The sequence below is a fragment of the Roseateles saccharophilus genome (assembly GCF_004342485.1).
Taxonomy (GTDB): Bacteria; Pseudomonadota; Gammaproteobacteria; order Burkholderiales; family Burkholderiaceae_C; genus Pelomonas; species Pelomonas saccharophila.
This window is the reverse complement of sequence record NZ_SMBU01000001.1, coordinates 16,010-30,733: the sequence shown is the minus strand read 5'-3', so window position 1 is coordinate 30,733 and position 14,724 is coordinate 16,010. Positions and strand designations below refer to the sequence as shown.

The window sequence follows — 14,724 nt, the reverse complement described above, 5'->3', positions numbered from 1 at the left end:
ACCCCCCGCATCCTGGCGGTTGCCCTCAACCCGGGGGTCAGGCGGTGCGCCCGATGTTGCCCTGGGGCGAGAAGCTGTGCGCGCTGGCCAGCGGCCAGTAGACGCGGAAGGTGTTGTGCGGCAGCTCACCGCGCAACACGGCGCCCCGTTCGACGAAGGGCAGCAGGTTGGCCAGCAGCCTCACCTCGTGCTTGTCGAGCCGGTGCACGATGTGCTGGGCCGTGATCTCCTGCGGGTGGCACAGGCCGGCGGCCTCGACGAGCTCCTTCAGCGCCTTCAGCGTGTTCTGGTGGAAGTTGGCGACGCGCTGGGCCTTGTCGGGCACGACGATGGCGCGCTGGCGCTGCGGGTCCTGCGTCGTCACGCCGGTGGGGCAGTGGCCGGTGTGGCAGGCCTGGGCCTGGATGCAGCCCAGCGCGAACATGAAGCCGCGCGCCGCGTTGCACCAGTCCGCGCCCAGGGCCATCAGGCGCACGATGTCGAAGGCCGACGTGACCTTGCCGGCGCAGCCGATCTTGATCTTGTCGCGCAGGTCCAGGCCGACCAGGGTGTTGTGCACCAGCAGCAGGCCCTCCTGCAGCGGAGCGCCGACGTTGTTCGTGAACTCCAGCGGCGCGGCGCCGGTGCCGCCCTCGGCGCCGTCCACGACGATGAAGTCGGGCGTGATGCCGGTCTCCAGCATCGCCTTGCACAGCGCGAACCACTCCCACGGGTGACCGATGCAGAGCTTGAAACCGGTGGGCTTGCCGCCCGACAGGTGTCGCAGCCTGTCGATGAACTGCATCATCTCGACCGGCGTCGAGAAGGCGCTGTGGCGGGCCGGCGAGATGCAGGCCCGGCCGGCCTGCACGCCGCGCGCGGCGGCTATTTCTTCCGTGACCTTGGGGCCGGGCAGCACGCCGCCATGGCCCGGCTTGGCACCCTGGCTGAGCTTGAGCTCGATCATCCTGACCTGCGGGTCGCAGGCGGCGGCCTGGAACTTCTCGGCGCTGAAGGAACCGTCGTCGTTGCGGCAGCCGAAATAGCCCGAGCCGATCTCCCAGATCAGGTCGCCGCCATGCACGCGGTGGTGCACGCTGATCGAACCCTCGCCGGTGTCGTGGGCGAAGCCGCCCATCTTCGCGCCCTTGTTCAGCGCCAGGATGGCGTTGGCGCTGAGCGCGCCGAAGCTCATCGCCGAGATGTTGAAGACGCTGGCCGAATAGGGCTGGGCGCGGCCCGCGCCTATGGTGATGCGGAAGTCGTGGCTGCCGAGGTGGGTGGGCACCAGCGAATGGTTGATCCACTCGTAGCCGCGCGCGCCGACGTCGAGCTGGGTGCCGAAGGGGCGCTGGTCGGGGTCGCCCTTGGCGCGCTGGTAGACGATGGAACGCTGGGCGCGCGAGAAGGGCGCGGCATCGTTGTCGCCCTCGACGAAGTACTGGCGGATCTCGGGCCGGATGAACTCGAACAGGAAACGCAGGTGGCCGATGACGGGGTAGTTGCGCAGGATGGAGTGGCGCGTCTGGCGCACGTCGCGCAGGCCCAGCAGCGTCAGCGCCAGGAAGAGCAGCGCGAGCAGGCCGTCGGTGACGCCGGCCGTCCAGCCGACGGCGAAGTACAGCGCCAGCGCGCCACACAGCATCCAGCTCAGATAGCGCAGCGGGAAGTGCTCGTTGAGGCGTCGCAACCAGCCGGGCCAAGCAAGCATGGGATGTCCTCGGAAATATGACCGGCCGATGCTAAGGCCCACGGGCTGCACAATCGCCGCGCACATTCCCCAGAGGTGAAGCCCGATGAAGTCCCTGTTCTCCAAGCTCGGCTGGCTGTTCTCCAAGGCCTGGTGGCTGCTCGACGGCACGCGGCGGGCGCTGATGAACCTCTTCGTGCTGCTGCTCATCGTCGTCTTCGTGGCGGCCCTGCTGGCGCGCGGCCCCAAGCCGCTGGCCGACAGGACCACGCTGGTGCTCAAGCTCGACGGCAACCTCGTCGAGCAGTTCTCCGGCAGCCCGCGCGAGCAGTTGATGGCCCAGGCCGAGGGCCGCGGCGTTCCGAAGCAGACGCGGCTGCGCGATGTGCTCGCCGCCCTCGACACCGCCGCCCGCGACGACAAGATAGCCGCCGTGCTGCTGGACGTCGAGGAGCTGCAGGGCGCCGGCCAGGCCGGCCTGCACGAGGTGGCCGCCGCGCTGCAACGCTTCCGCAAAGCCAGCGGCAAGCCCGTGCTGACCTATGCCGACAACTACAGCCAGCGCGGCTACTTCCTGGCCGCTCAGACCGGCGAGGTCTATCTGCATCCGATGGGCATGGTCATGCTGGAAGGCTTCGGCCGCTGGCGCACCTATTACAAGGACGCGCTGGACCGCCTCGGCGTGACGGCCCATGTCCTCAAGGTGGGCACCTACAAGAGCTTTGCCGAGCCCTACACGGCCACCGGCCCCAGCCCCGCGACGCAGGAGGCCGAGGGCCTGGTCTACGGTGAGCTGTGGAGCGGCTTCACCGGCAGCATCGAGGCGGCGCGCAAGCTCGACGCCGGCAGCATCGCCAGGGGCATCGACGAGCTGCCGCAGCGCCTGGCCGCCGTGCAGGGCGACCCCGCCCGGCTGGCCCTGCAGGCCCGGCTCGTGGACGGGCTGAAGACGCGCGACCAGATGCGCGAGCTGCTGATCGCCAAGGGCGCCAAGGACGAGCAGAGCAAGAGCTTCCGCCAGGTGTCGCTGGCCGACTACATGGCCTATGTGAAGGACGGCGGCGCGCCGAGCAAGCTGCAGCCGGGGCTGGGCATCGTCGTGGCCGAAGGCGAAATCGTCGATGGCGATGTCGGCCCGGGCCGCATCGGCGGCGACTCGACCGCGCGCCTGATCCGCAAGGCCCGCGAGGACGACGCCATCAAGGCCGTCGTGCTGCGCGTGAACTCGCCCGGCGGCAGCGCCTTCGCGTCCGAAGTCATCCGCCGCGAGCTGGAGCTGACGCGCCAGGCCGGCAAGCCGGTGGTCGTGTCGATGGGTGACGTGGCGGCTTCTGGCGGCTACTGGATCTCGATGAGCAGCGACGCCGTCATCGCCGATGCCGGCACCATCACCGGCAGCATCGGCGTGTTCGGCATCCTGCCGACGGCCGAGGGCCTGATGGACAAGCTCTCGCTGCACACCGGCGGCGTGACGACGACCTGGCTGGCCGGCGGCTACGACCCGCGCCGCCCGCTGGACCCGCGCCTGAAGGCGGCCGTGCAATCCGGCATCGACAACATCTACGCCCGCTTCACGACGCTGGCCGCCCAGGCGCGCAAGAGCACGCCCGAGAAGATCGACACCGTAGCCCAGGGCCGCATCTGGACCGGCGCCCAGGCCAAGGAGCGCGGACTGGTGGACCGCATCGGCAGCTTCGACGACGCCGTGCAGGCGGCGGCCAAGCTGGCCAGGCTGGACCTGAAGGCCGGCGAGAAGCCGCGCCTGAGCTATGTCGAGCGCGACCTCAGCCGCAGCGAGCGCCTGCTGGCCTCGCTGAGCGACACGCTGGCACCGTCGCTGCTGCAGTCACTGGGCGCGTCGCTCGGGCTGGAAGCGCTGCCGGCGCCGGTCGCCGAGGAGCTGTCCACGCTGAAGGCGCTGGCGAAGCTGTCGGCCCAGGGGCACTGGGAGAGGGCTGCGGCGGTGCATTGCCTGTGCGCCGCGCCTTGACGAATTTCGCAAAACGGGCGGCGCCGATGGCTCGCCGCCTCAGCGGAACCCTCGGTTCACGAACGAGATCTTGTGGAGCATGTCGACGACGGCGCGCGCTTCCTGCTTCGCCATCGTCGTCGTGTGGTGATCCTTCTCCGCCTTGATTGTCTTTCTGGCGATCGTGATCTCGGCACTCTTCGTTGAATACGTCCGGCCGACGATGAGGCTCGCCTCTGCCACGCGACGGTTGAAGAGCCCGCTGTTGAAGACGCCCGGCTGCATCACCGAGAAACTGCCGCCGTCGATCTCGACATCGACGCCTGCCCGCGACGTGGGCCTGGCGCGAAGGATGCATTCGAGCAGCACCGTGGCCGCCTGGTCGCGCTGCCCGCCGGTCGCCTTCGGGTCCAACGACGCAACGGAGAAGGCCTTCATGGCCGCGATCAGATCGCCACTTTGGCGGAGGCTCCCCTCGCCGATGTTGTACGCAATGGAGAACAGGCCATCAAACTGGTCCTGCGTGAGTGAGGCCGAAGCAAAGGCTTCGCAGACCGCTTTCTCGTACTTCTGTATGCCGGTGCGGAACCTCCTGATGTATTCGTCCCAGCCCGGCCGCAGCACAGCATCCTCACCCTCGACGAGCTTCGCCCTCGGCGCTTTGCCCGCGAGCATCTCTTTGACGAGCACAGGATAGTTTTCATCCTTGCCTATCGCGGCATCGAGGTAAGGCACCGCCACGGAATTCTTCGAAGGCCTGTAGACCTTCAAGTGGGAGGCGAGCTTGGCAGCTAGCTCGGCCTCAGGCGTCTGTGCTTTTGTCGCCGACGCCTGGCTGACGACCTTGAGGATCTCGCTGGGCCCATGGTGCACCAGAGTGCCGATGCCATACGTGGCGTGCCTGGCGGGGCAGTCGTAGATTCCCTGCACCAGGCCCTCGTGGCGGGCCAGGCGTTCCAGTCCCTGCGTCGAAACGTTTTTGATCCGATTCATCGCCGCGTCCCCCGGGATGGGTCACGAGGGCGCGAAGCGGAATCATCCGAACGGTGCCCTCGTGGCCCGAGCTTACGGGCGTCACGGCGCGACTGCGTCCTTCCTGGACGCCCGACGGCAACAGTTTTGAGGATGTACTCAATACACCGGATCCGGCAGCTTCTCCCTGGCCACCACCCGCTGCGTCGCCGGCCGCTCGAACACCCGCTGCAGATAGGCCCCCAGCGCCGGCCGCGCCTTCGCCGGGCGCGCCTGCATGCGCGTCCAGCGGCACAGCATGAAGGCCAGCGGGTCGACGGCCGTGTAGTGCTCGCCCAGGAACCAGTCGCCGCCGTGGCGGGCCAGTTCGGCCTCCATCTGGTCCAGCATGGGCGCCACCTGGGCCTCGGCGCGGACCTTGACCTCGGCTGCATCGGTAGCCATGCGGTCGGGGTAGAAGTAGTGGATCAGCATGGCCTGCAGCGTGTTGGTCAGCCAGACCATCCACTTGTAGTACTGGGCCCGCTCGGGCGTGCCGGGCGCCGGCGCGAAGCCCGGGTGGCAGTCGGCCAGGTGCATCAGGATGGCGGCCGTCTCGTAGAGCACCAGGTCGCCGTCGACCAGGGTCGGGATCAGGCCGTTGGGGTTGAGCTTCAGATAGGCCGGCGACTTGTGCTCGTTGTTGGCCCGGTCCACCTGTCGCAGCGTGAACGGAACGCCCATTTCCTCGAGCAGGATGTGGGGCGCGAAACTGGCGTTGCTGGGGAAATAATGCAGTTCGATCATGGCGAGAGGGCTGGGCGGCGCGGGAAGCGGCGAACTTTACGTCGCCGAAATACCCCTGCAGTGCACCCGCGCCAGCCTGTGGGCGTTGGGCCGATATCCCGGCTTTTCACGCAACGATCATGAAGCCTTCCCTTCGCATCCTCCCCCTCGCCGCGCTGGCGCTGTGTGCCGCGCTGTCCGGCGCCCCGGCCCGGGCCGACGTGCGCGCCCGCGTCGACATCGGCATGGTGTTCGACAACCGCTACCACCACGACCACTACTACCCCGCCCCGGGCTATGTCGCGCCGCACGTGCCTTATGGCGCCGTCGTCGTCGGCAGCGGGCCGGGCCGCTACTGGTTCCACGGCGGCGTCTGGTACCAGCCCTGGGGCCCGCGCTACCGCGTCGTGCTGCCGCCCTTCGGCCTCGTCATCCCGCTGCTGCCGCCGGCCTATGTGACGCTGACGCTGGGCGGCCTGCCCTACTACTACGCCAACGGCGTCTACTACAGGCCGGTGCCCGAGGGCTATGTCGTGACGGCCCCGCCACCCGAGGCCGCGACGGCCCAGGTCGTGCCGGCGCCACCGCCGCCAGCGCCCAAGGCCGAACCCGTCATCTACCCGCGCAACGGCCAGTCCGCCGAGCAGCTCGAGAACGACCGCCGCGAATGCAACCGCTGGGCCACGACTCAGCCCAATGCCCAGGCCGACGCGAGCGTGTTCAACCGCGCGGTGGAAGCCTGCATGGATGGCCGCGGCTATACGCTGAAGTGACTCACACGGCGCAACCGGCCTCGGGCTTCGCGCCGGCCGCGCGATAGCGCACCGCCGTCATCTCCGCCAGGATGCTGAGCGCGATCTCCGGCGGCGTGCGTGCGCCGATGTCCAGGCCCACCGGGCCATGCAGGCGGTCGAGCTGTTCTTCCGTCAGCCCGAAATGCTCGGCCAGCCGTGCGCGGCGCTTGGCCTGGTTGACGCGCGAGCCGATCGCGCCGACATAGAAGGCCGCGCCGCGCAGGGCCTCCATCAGCGCGAGGTCGTCGAGCTTGGGGTCGTGGGTCAGCGCGACGATGGCCGTGGCGCCGTCCGGCCTGAAGGCGGTGACGACGTCGTCGGGCATGTCGCGGGTCAGCGTGACGCCGGGCTGGTTGAAGCCGTCGGCGTACTCGGCGCGCGGGTCGCAGACGGTCACGCCATAGCCCAGGGCCAGGGCCATCTGTGCCAGGTAGTCGGTCATCTGGCCGGCGCCGATGACAAGCAGCCGCCATTGCGGACCGTGATGGCTGACGAGCTGGGTGCCGGTCAGCGTCAGCGTGTCGGTGCCGGGCTCGGCGTCGGCGAGCGTGGCGGCGCCACTGGCCAGGTCCAACGTGCGGCGCACGCGCTCGCCGCGCTCCAGGCGGGCCAGCAATTCGTCGACACCGGACTGCAATCCCAGCGGCTCCAGCATCAGCTCCAGCGTGCCGCCGCAGGGCAGGCCGAAGCGGCGCGCCTCCTCGGCGCCCACGCCATAGCGCAGCGGTGTGGGCTTGTCGAGCTTCAGGCTGCCGGCGCGCAGCTGGGCGACGAGGTCGTCCTCGATGCAGCCGCCCGACACCGAGCCGGCGATCAAGCCGTCGTCGCGCACCGCCACCAGCGAGCCCACCGGCCGCGGCGCCGAGCCCCAGGTGCGGGTGATGGTGCCCAGCACGACGCCACGCGACTCCGCCCGCCAGCCGGCGGCCGTGCGCAGCACGCTGAGGTCGAGGTTGTCCATGGCCGTTTATCCCCAATCGGAATTTCCACTAGGGTAATCGGCAATCACAAGCCCTTGCAGGCCACCGAGCATCGTCGGGCCAACAAGGAGACAAGCGATGAAGATCCAGCTCACGGTCAATGGCCGTGCGGTCAGCCGCGACGTGACTCCCGAGCGCCTGCTGGTGCAGCTGCTGCGCGAGGACCTGGCCCTGACCGGCACCCATGTCGGCTGCGACACCGCCCAGTGCGGCGCCTGCACCGTGCACCTGAACGGCCGCGCCGTGAAGGCCTGCAACATGCTCGCCGTGCAGGCCGATGGCGCCAGCATCACGACCATCGAGGGCCTGGCCGCCGCCAACGGCGCGCTGCACCCGATGCAGGCCGCGTTCAAGGACTGCCACGGCCTGCAGTGCGGCTTCTGCACGCCGGGCATGGTGATGAGCGCCGTGGACCTGGTGCAGCACCACGACTGCTCCAGCGAGGCCGCCATCCGCGAGGGCCTGGAGGGCAACCTCTGCCGCTGCACGGGCTACCAGAACATCGTCCGTGCGGTGCAGCAAGGCGCGCAGCTGATGGCCTTGGGGACTGACCGCCCGAGCGCAGCGAGTAGCTCTGTCCCCAACTGATTGAGAGGTGTGACATGAACTCACCCAAGGAAGGTTTCATCGGCAAGAGCGTCAAGCGCCGCGAGGACGCGCGCTTCCTGACCGGCCGCGGCCAGTACACCGACGACATCGTGCTGCCGCGCCAGACCTATGGCGTCTTCGTGCGCAGCGCCTACGCCCATGCGCGGCTGAAGCGCGCGGACACGGCCGCCGCGCTGGCCGCGCCGGGCGTGCTGGGCGTCTACACCGGCGAGCATTTCCGCGCGGTGGGCGGTCTGCCCTGCGGCTGGCTCATCACCAGCACCGACGGCCAGGCCATGAAGGAGCCCAAGCACCCCATCCTGGCGGACGGCAAGGTGCGCTACGTGGGCGACGCGCTGGCCCTGGTCGTGGCCGAGTCGCTGGCCGAGGCCAAGGCCGCGGCGGCGCTGGTGGAGGTGGACTACGACGAGCTGCCCGCCGTGGCCGACACGGCCACCGCCGCCGGCCACGCAGGCCAGGTGCACGACGAGGCGCCGGACAACCGCTGCTACATCTGGGGCTGCGGCGACAAGGCCGCGACGGATGCGGCCATGGCCGGCGCGGCGCATGTGACCCGGCTGGAGTTCCGCAACAACCGCCTCATCCCCAACGCCATCGAGCCGCGCGCCGCCAACGCCAGCTACAACCCGGCGGACGACGCCTACACCCTCTATGTCGCCAACCAGAACCCGCATGTCGAGCGCCTGCTGATGTGCGCCTTCGTGCTCGGCATTCCCGAGCACAAGCTGCGCGTCGTCGCGCCCGACGTCGGCGGCGGCTTCGGCTCCAAGATCTTCCTGTATGCCGAGGAGACGGCGCTCGTCTGGGCCAGCCGGCAGTTGGGGCGGCCGATCAAGTGGACGGCCGAGCGCAGCGAGAGCTTCCTCAGCGACGCCCACGGCCGCGACCATGTGACGACGGCCGAGCTGGGCACCGACAAGGCCGGCAATTTCCTGGCGATGCGGGTGCACACGACGGCCAACCTCGGCGCCTATCTGTCGACCTTCGCCTCCTGCGTGCCCACCATCCTGTACGCGACGCTGCTGGCCGGCCAGTACAGGACGCCGAAGATCTATGCCGAGGTCACCGGCGTGTTCACCAACACCGCGCCGGTGGACGCCTACCGCGGCGCCGGCCGGCCCGAGGCGACCTATGTCGTCGAGCGCCTCGTCGAGACGGCCGCGCACGAGCTGGGCCTGGACCCGGCCGAGCTGCGCCGCCGCAACTTCATCAAGGAGTTCCCCTATGCGACGCCGGTGGGCCTGACCTATGACACCGGCGACTACGACGCGACGCTCACGCAAGTGCAGAAGATCGCCGACGTGGCCGGCTTCGCCGCGCGCAAGGCGGTCAGCGCCGCCAAGGGCCTGCTGCGCGGCATCGGCTACTCGACCTATATCGAGGCCTGCGGCCTGGCGCCGAGCAATGTGGCCGGCGCGCTGGGCGCACGCGCCGGCCTGTTCGAGGCCGGCGAGGTGCGCGTGCACCCGACCGGCAAGGTCACCGTCTTCACCGGCAGCCATTCGCACGGCCAGGGCCACGAGACCACCTTCGCCCAGGTCGTGGCCGACCGCCTCGGCATCCCGCTGGAGGACGTCGACATCCAGCACGGTGACACCGGCAAGATCCTGTTCGGCATGGGCACCTATGGCAGCCGGTCGCTGGCCGTGGGCGGCACGGCCATCATCAAGGCCGTCGACAAGGTCATCGCCAAAGGCCGCAAGATCGCCGCCCATCTGCTGGAGGCCGGCGAGGCCGACATCGAGTTCAGGAACGGCGAGTACCGCGTCGCCGGCACCGACCGCGCCGTGCCCTTCGCCCAGGTGTCGCTGACGGCCTATGTGCCGCACAACTACCCGCTGGACAAGCTGGAGCCCGGCCTCAACGAGAACGCCTTCTACGACCCGAGCAACTTCACCTACCCGGCCGGCAGCTATGTCTGCGAGGTGGAGGTGGACCCGGCGACGGGCCAGACCCGCGTCGACCGCTTCAGCGCGGTGGACGACTTCGGCAACATCGTCAACCCGATGATCGTCGAGGGCCAGGTGCACGGCGGCCTGGCCCAGGGCATAGGCCAGGCGCTGCTGGAGCACGGCGTCTACGACGCGGACTCCGGCCAGCTGCTGTCCGGCAGCTATATGGACTACGCGCTGCCGCGTGCCGACGACCTGCCCAGCTTCAATGTGCAGACGGCCCCCGGCACGCCCTGCACCCACAACCCGCTGGGCGTGAAGGGCTGCGGCGAGGCCGGCGCCATCGGCTCGCCGGCCGCCGTCATCAATGCGATCTGCGATGCGATCGGCGTGAAGGACATCGCCATGCCGGCCACCCCGTGCACAGTCTGGACCGCGCTGCAGGCCAAGCACTGAGGAGATAGAAGCGATGAACTACCAGACCGCATCCTCCGTCGCCACCGCCCGGCTCGGCGCGGACGACAAGTTCCTGGCCGGCGGCCAGTCCCTGCTCGGCGCGATCAAGCTCGGCCTGGCCGCGCCCAGCGGCCTCGTCGACGTGCGCCACCTGCCCGAGCTGCAGGGCATCATCATCGTCGGCGGCGGCGCGCTGCGCATCGGCGCCGCGACGACGCATGCGACGGTCGCCGCCTCGGCCGACGTGCAGCGCGCCATCCCCGCGCTGGCGGACCTGGCCGGCCGCATCGGCGACCGCCAGGTGCGCAATGCCGGCACGCTGGGCGGCAGCCTGGCCAACAACGACCCGGCCGCCTGCTACCCGGCCGCGACGCTGGCCCTGGGCGCCACCGTGCACACCCAGCGCCGCACCATCGCCGCCGACGACTTCTTCCAGGGCCTGTTCACGACCGCGCTGGAAGAGGGCGAGCTGATCACCGCGGTCAGCTTCCCCGTGCCGAAAGCGGCCGCGTGGCAGAAGTTCAAGCAGCCGGCCTCGCGCTTCTCGCTGGTGGGCGTGTTCGTTGCGCGCTTCGACACCGGCGTGCGCGTGGCCATCACCGGCGCCGGGCCCGGCGTGTTCCGCTGCGCCGAGCTGGAGACGGCCCTGGACCGCGACTGGAGCCCGGCCGCGGCGCGCGCCGTCAAGGTCGGCGCCGACGGCCTCAACACCGACCTGCACGGCACGGCCGAGTACCGCGCCGCGCTGATCCCGGAGCTGGCCGCGCGGGCCGTCGCGTCGGTCTAAGGAAACTCGTTCAGCGTCGCCGTGTTGCTGCCACCCTGGCAGTGCGCGGCGTCGCCCGCGTCGTTGGCGACGTGCTCGATGCTGCCCTTGTCGACGAGGCAGACCGTGATCATGTGGTGCAGGCGCACGCCGGGCTTCTCAGGCACCTCGATCGCGCGGTCCAGCACGACGCCGGGCTTCAAGAAGACGCTGTAGACGCCCAGGCCCCAGGCCTCATGGCTCGTCACGGAATCCGCCACCTTGTACGACGCGAAGCCGCGGCCCGTGGCGCTGGTCCATTCGGCCTGCGTCGGCGGGTCGTAGGGGATCTCGGACTGGTAGAAGTAGACCCGCCCGCCATTGCCGCGCCAGAGCACCTGTTCCTGCTGGAAATGCTCGACGAAGAGACCGTAGACGGTCACGTCCTCGCCATCGACGACCAGGCCGTGGGCGGCGGGGTTGCTCGTCCAGCCGACGCCTTCGCCATGGTCGGCGCGCCAGATCCAGGTGTGGTCGACGAGGGTGTCGTGGGCATGGATGCGCAGGGCCGTGCCCACCCGGCCGGCCGCTGCGCCGCCGATGCGGAAGAACACATCGTGCAGAGCGATGGGGTCGGCGCGGTGGCGCCTGCCGCCACCCGGCCTGCCCACCTCCATCAGCACGCCCGAGTCCCGCCGGCCGGCATCGAGGAACAGGCCGGCCACCGTCAACCCGTCCGCGTCCGCCGTCTTCACGAGGGCCTGGCCGTTGTCCGAGCGCAGCGTCGGCAGGCCTATGCCCAGCACGACGGTGCCGGGGCGGTTGAGCAGCAACGGCTGCGTCAGCAGGTATTCTCCGGGCGTGAGCAGCAGGTGTTTGCCGGCGGCGAGCTGGGCGTTGATCTTCGCAGCCGTGTCGCCCGGCCTGGCGATGAAGAACCGGCTGATGGGCAGGGTCCGGCCCGGCGCGACGGCGCCGCCGGCCCAGGAGATGCCCGCGCTGTCATGCCGCAGCGCCGGCACGCGCACCGCATAGCCACCGTCCTTGTCGACAAACAGATAAGGCTTCTCGCGCACGACCGGCGTCCTGTCGACGCGGGTGAAGCGCTCGCCCGGTGCCGGGAACTCGCCGGCCGGCGCCTGCGGCACGCCGACAAAGACCATGTTCCAGTTCGAACCCGTCCAGCGGCCCCACTCGCTGTTGCGCGAGATCCATTGCTGCTGCGTCGCCGAGTCGACGCGGCCGTCCACCCGCACGTCCGCGAACCAGCCGCCGCTGGCCCAGCCGTTCTTCTGGTTGAGCCGCATGTTGCCGCGCACATGCATGCGCCGGAACGGAATGGCCTGGGACACGGCCCATTGCATGGTGTTGTCGCCGATGCCCAGCGTCGGCGTGATCGCGAAGTTCTCGGCGCCGCGCCAGAAGTTCACCGTCGCGTTGTCGTTGTCCAGCAGCGCCGTGGAGCGCAGGTCGCCGACGACGTCCACGTCGTCCGGCTGTGCGCCCAGGCCCAGCACCTGGGTGAAGAAGCCGACCGGGATGCGCAGGTTCTCGTAGCGCCCCGGCATCAGCAGGATGGCGTCGCGACGCGGCCCGAAGTGGTTGGGCTGCTGGGCCTCGTAGATGTCCAGGATGCGCTGCTGCAGGCCCGGCGTGGCCGGGTTCAGGACGTGGACATGGGGGCCGAAGTCCGGCGGCCCGGCCTGCGCATGCATCGAGGCGGCGAGAACGCAGGCGGACAAGGCGAGGCGAAGAATTGGAATCGGTTCCATGCCTGCCATTGAACCACGGCCGGAGGGCGTCAGGCCTTCGCAAGGCGTCGAACAGCGCGCAGGCGCTGCCCTCGGCCCTTGCTCAGAAGCTCGACCCCGGCTGATTCAGGAACTCCAGCTCCTCGGGCGTCGATGTGCGGCCCAGCATGGCATTGCGGTGCGGGTAGCGCCCGAAGCGGTCGACGATGGCCTTGTGCTTCAACTCGAAGTCGTGGGTGTGCCGCGGCGCGCGCTCGCGCATCAGCGGCTCGGCCGCCGCATGGATGGCGGCGGACTCGCTGTGCATATAGGGCATGTAGAGGAAGGCGCGCTGCTCTTCGTCCGGCAGCGCCAGGTCGGCGCCCGCCGCGACGGCTTCCTGCGCAAGCGCCAGGGCCAGCGGGTCGGCCGCAAACGCGTCCGGCGTGCCACGGTGGATGTTGCGGGCGAACTGGTCGAGCGCGATGACCTCGGCGAGGCGGCCTTCGGGCGTCGCGCGCCAGGCGAACAGCTCGCAGCGCCGGGCCTGCCCGTGCAGCGCGCCGAAGCGCTGGCGGATCAACTCGTCGAAGACGGGGTCGACCCTCCACCACTGGGCCGGTTGGGTCTCCCGGAACCAGAAGTCCAGCACGGCGCGATGCCCGAGGCTCATCGCTTGCGCCCGCCGAACACCAGCAGCAGGCCGCCCACCGCGATCGCCCCCACGCCCAGCCACACCGGCAGGTTGACCTGCTCCTTCTCCTTGGCCGTCAGCTCCAGCGACCCGAGCTTCACGACGGTGCTGTCCTTGGTGTAGCTGAAGCCGCCGGTGGCAAGGCTGGCCGTGCCAGCGATGAGCAGCAGCACGCCGAGGATCTTGGTGAAGTTCATGCGGACCTTCCGAAACGGTGGAAGGCCCGCAGCTTAGGGCAACGCTGAATAGGTCCCCGCGATGCAGCGCGCCCTGGTTTGGGATGGGCTGCAAGGCGCAAACCCCAGCCGTAGCTCCGGCTACGGCGAGGATTTGCAACGCCGCAGACCACCCAAAGCAGGGATGCGCTGCGCGCGAGGGACTTGTTCAGCCTTGCCTTGGCGCCTCACCAGTTGTAGCTCGCCCCCAGCAAGCCGTAGTTCGTGCTCTCGCCCTGCGGCCCGCGGCTGTGGCCGATGCCGGGGGCGAGGGTCCAGCCGGCCCCGACGCCGACTGCGGCCTTCATCTGCACGCTGCGCAGGCTGCCGCCATCGTGCAGGCGGTCCTGCTGCAGTTCGCCATTGAGCGCCACGCGGTCGCTGACGCGCCAGGTCGCGCCGACCTGGCTGCTGCGGTCCAGCGCGGCCTCGTCGCGGTTGATGGCCGAGACGCCCTTGTGCAGCAGCGGCACACCCGCCAGCAGGCCGCCGCCGTTCGTCTCTTGCGTCGTGGTCGTCGTGTAGCGGTTGTGCATCGTGGCGCCGTAGACGCTCAGGCGCTGAGTCAGGTCGACAGCGCCATGCACGCCCACGCCGTGGCCCTTGATGCGCTGCTCCACCGGCGTTGCAGCACCCACGCCGTTGGCAGCCAGCGTACCCCGCGTGCGGGCGTTGCGGGTGGCCGCGTCGACGCCGACCATGACGCCGTCCGTCGGTTTCCAGTCCACCGCGGCGGCCACGTCGTTCTGGCGCAGCGCGCTGCCGTCGCGGCGCTGGCTGGCGTTGAGGCTGGCCTGCCAGCGTTTGCCGGCCACGCCGCCGCCCAGCGACACCTGCCTGGGCCTGTAGACGACGCCGCTGGCGGCATCGCGGCTGCGCGATTCGCCGACGCCGGCCTGCACCCAGGCGCTGTCGCCCACCGGCAGGCTGACGGCCGCCGCGGCGCTCTGGTTGTGCTGGCCGTCACGCTGCACGGCGAGGTTGAGGGCACGCTTGTCGGCGTTGGGGGCGGCTTCGTCGGCATGGGCGAGGCCGGCGATCAGCAGGGCGGTGAGGAGGAGGGGCGCTTTTTTCATGGATGTTCCCGTCGAGTTCCGGTGGGCCGGCCGATCCGGCCCCTTCAACCCGAGAACGCCGCCCGCGCCGCATTCCTTCCCGGGCAGATGTAAGAACCTGTTCAAGGTTCTTAGCGGATGCAGCCCGCCGCATACTCGCGGGCGCCACCACCCGACCG

At 69.9% G+C, this 14,724-nt stretch carries 13 protein-coding genes; 5 read left to right on the top strand and 8 right to left on the bottom strand.

Annotation, left to right across the window (positions count from 1 at the left end):
• Positions 1-37 precede the first annotated feature (37 nt).
• Positions 38-1,690 carry an FMN-binding glutamate synthase family protein gene (locus tag EV671_RS00135; protein ID WP_132568997.1) on the bottom strand — a complete coding sequence of 551 codons (1,653 nt, stop codon included), beginning with the start codon at positions 1,688-1,690 and terminating at the stop codon, positions 38-40.
• A gap of 85 nt (positions 1,691-1,775) precedes the next feature.
• Between EV671_RS00135 and sppA the strand changes: the two genes are divergently transcribed.
• Positions 1,776-3,659, top strand: a complete 1,884-nt coding sequence (gene sppA, locus EV671_RS00130; RefSeq protein ID WP_132568996.1) for a signal peptide peptidase SppA — start codon at positions 1,776-1,778, stop codon at positions 3,657-3,659.
• 39 nt (positions 3,660-3,698) lie between these two features.
• Here sppA and EV671_RS00125 read toward each other — a convergent pair whose 3' ends face one another.
• Both EV671_RS00125 and EV671_RS00120 read right to left on the bottom strand, forming a co-directional pair.
• Positions 3,699-4,631: a glycoside hydrolase family protein gene (locus tag EV671_RS00125; protein WP_132568995.1), complete on the bottom strand. Its 933-nt coding sequence runs from the start codon at positions 4,629-4,631 to the stop codon at positions 3,699-3,701.
• 138 nt (positions 4,632-4,769) lie between these two features.
• Positions 4,770-5,396, bottom strand: coding sequence for a glutathione S-transferase family protein (locus tag EV671_RS00120; protein ID WP_132568994.1), 627 nt, complete (start codon positions 5,394-5,396; stop codon positions 4,770-4,772).
• 119 nt (positions 5,397-5,515) lie between these two features.
• On the opposite strand from EV671_RS00120, the gene EV671_RS00115 reads away from it, so the two are divergent.
• Positions 5,516-6,148, top strand: a complete 633-nt coding sequence (locus EV671_RS00115; RefSeq protein WP_132568993.1) for a DUF6515 family protein — start codon at positions 5,516-5,518, stop codon at positions 6,146-6,148.
• Position 6,149: 1 nt separating this feature from the next.
• Here EV671_RS00115 and EV671_RS00110 read toward each other — a convergent pair whose 3' ends face one another.
• Positions 6,150-7,130: an XdhC family protein gene (locus EV671_RS00110; RefSeq protein ID WP_132568992.1), complete on the bottom strand. Its 981-nt coding sequence runs from the start codon at positions 7,128-7,130 to the stop codon at positions 6,150-6,152.
• A gap of 97 nt (positions 7,131-7,227) precedes the next feature.
• Between EV671_RS00110 and EV671_RS00105 the strand changes: the two genes are divergently transcribed.
• The 3 genes from EV671_RS00105 to EV671_RS00095 are packed head-to-tail and all read left to right on the top strand — an operon-like array spanning position 7,228 to position 10,893.
• Complete coding sequence (locus tag EV671_RS00105; protein WP_132568991.1) at positions 7,228-7,737, top strand: (2Fe-2S)-binding protein; 510 nt, start codon at positions 7,228-7,230, stop codon at positions 7,735-7,737.
• A gap of 14 nt (positions 7,738-7,751) precedes the next feature.
• Positions 7,752-10,106, top strand: coding sequence for a xanthine dehydrogenase family protein molybdopterin-binding subunit (locus EV671_RS00100; protein ID WP_132568990.1), 2,355 nt, complete (start codon positions 7,752-7,754; stop codon positions 10,104-10,106).
• 4 nt (positions 10,107-10,110) lie between these two features.
• Positions 10,111-10,893, top strand: a complete 783-nt coding sequence (locus tag EV671_RS00095; protein ID WP_132568989.1) for an FAD binding domain-containing protein — start codon at positions 10,111-10,113, stop codon at positions 10,891-10,893.
• On the opposite strand, the gene EV671_RS00090 is transcribed toward EV671_RS00095, so the two are convergent.
• The 4 genes from EV671_RS00090 to EV671_RS00075 all read right to left on the bottom strand — a co-directional run bounded on the left by EV671_RS00090 (position 10,890) and on the right by EV671_RS00075 (position 14,566).
• Positions 10,890-12,593 carry a coagulation factor 5/8 type domain-containing protein gene (locus EV671_RS00090; RefSeq protein WP_132568988.1) on the bottom strand — a complete coding sequence of 568 codons (1,704 nt, stop codon included), beginning with the start codon at positions 12,591-12,593 and terminating at the stop codon, positions 10,890-10,892. The genes EV671_RS00095 and EV671_RS00090 overlap by 4 nt on opposite strands.
• A gap of 112 nt (positions 12,594-12,705) precedes the next feature.
• Positions 12,706-13,254, bottom strand: coding sequence for a DUF924 family protein (locus tag EV671_RS00085; RefSeq protein WP_132568987.1), 549 nt, complete (start codon positions 13,252-13,254; stop codon positions 12,706-12,708).
• Positions 13,251-13,472 carry a hypothetical protein gene (locus EV671_RS00080; RefSeq protein ID WP_132568986.1) on the bottom strand — a complete coding sequence of 74 codons (222 nt, stop codon included), beginning with the start codon at positions 13,470-13,472 and terminating at the stop codon, positions 13,251-13,253. Before EV671_RS00080 ends, EV671_RS00085 begins: the two co-directional genes overlap by 4 nt.
• A gap of 206 nt (positions 13,473-13,678) precedes the next feature.
• A complete protein-coding gene (locus EV671_RS00075) occupies positions 13,679-14,566 on the bottom strand; it encodes a hypothetical protein (protein WP_132568985.1) in 888 nt (295 codons plus the stop codon).
• Between the last annotated feature and the right edge of the window lie 158 nt (positions 14,567-14,724).

Excerpts from the sequence above, each read along its gene's own strand:
- EV671_RS00080 (WP_132568986.1), bottom strand. The coding sequence starts at position 13,472 with ATGAACTTCACCAAGATCCTCGGCGTGCTGCTGCTCATCGCTGGCACG.
- sppA (WP_132568996.1), top strand. The coding sequence starts at position 1,776 with ATGAAGTCCCTGTTCTCCAAGCTCGGCTGGCTGTTCTCCAAGGCCTGG.
- EV671_RS00115 (WP_132568993.1), top strand. The coding sequence starts at position 5,516 with ATGAAGCCTTCCCTTCGCATCCTCCCCCTCGCCGCGCTGGCGCTGTGT.
- EV671_RS00120 (WP_132568994.1), bottom strand. The coding sequence starts at position 5,396 with ATGATCGAACTGCATTATTTCCCCAGCAACGCCAGTTTCGCGCCCCAC.
- EV671_RS00110 (WP_132568992.1), bottom strand. The coding sequence starts at position 7,130 with ATGGACAACCTCGACCTCAGCGTGCTGCGCACGGCCGCCGGCTGGCGG.
- EV671_RS00100 (WP_132568990.1), top strand. The coding sequence starts at position 7,752 with ATGAACTCACCCAAGGAAGGTTTCATCGGCAAGAGCGTCAAGCGCCGC.
- EV671_RS00085 (WP_132568987.1), bottom strand. The coding sequence starts at position 13,254 with ATGAGCCTCGGGCATCGCGCCGTGCTGGACTTCTGGTTCCGGGAGACC.
- EV671_RS00125 (WP_132568995.1), bottom strand. The coding sequence starts at position 4,631 with ATGAATCGGATCAAAAACGTTTCGACGCAGGGACTGGAACGCCTGGCC.
- EV671_RS00135 (WP_132568997.1), bottom strand. The coding sequence starts at position 1,690 with ATGCTTGCTTGGCCCGGCTGGTTGCGACGCCTCAACGAGCACTTCCCG.
- EV671_RS00075 (WP_132568985.1), bottom strand. The coding sequence starts at position 14,566 with ATGAAAAAAGCGCCCCTCCTCCTCACCGCCCTGCTGATCGCCGGCCTC.
- EV671_RS00105 (WP_132568991.1), top strand. The coding sequence starts at position 7,228 with ATGAAGATCCAGCTCACGGTCAATGGCCGTGCGGTCAGCCGCGACGTG.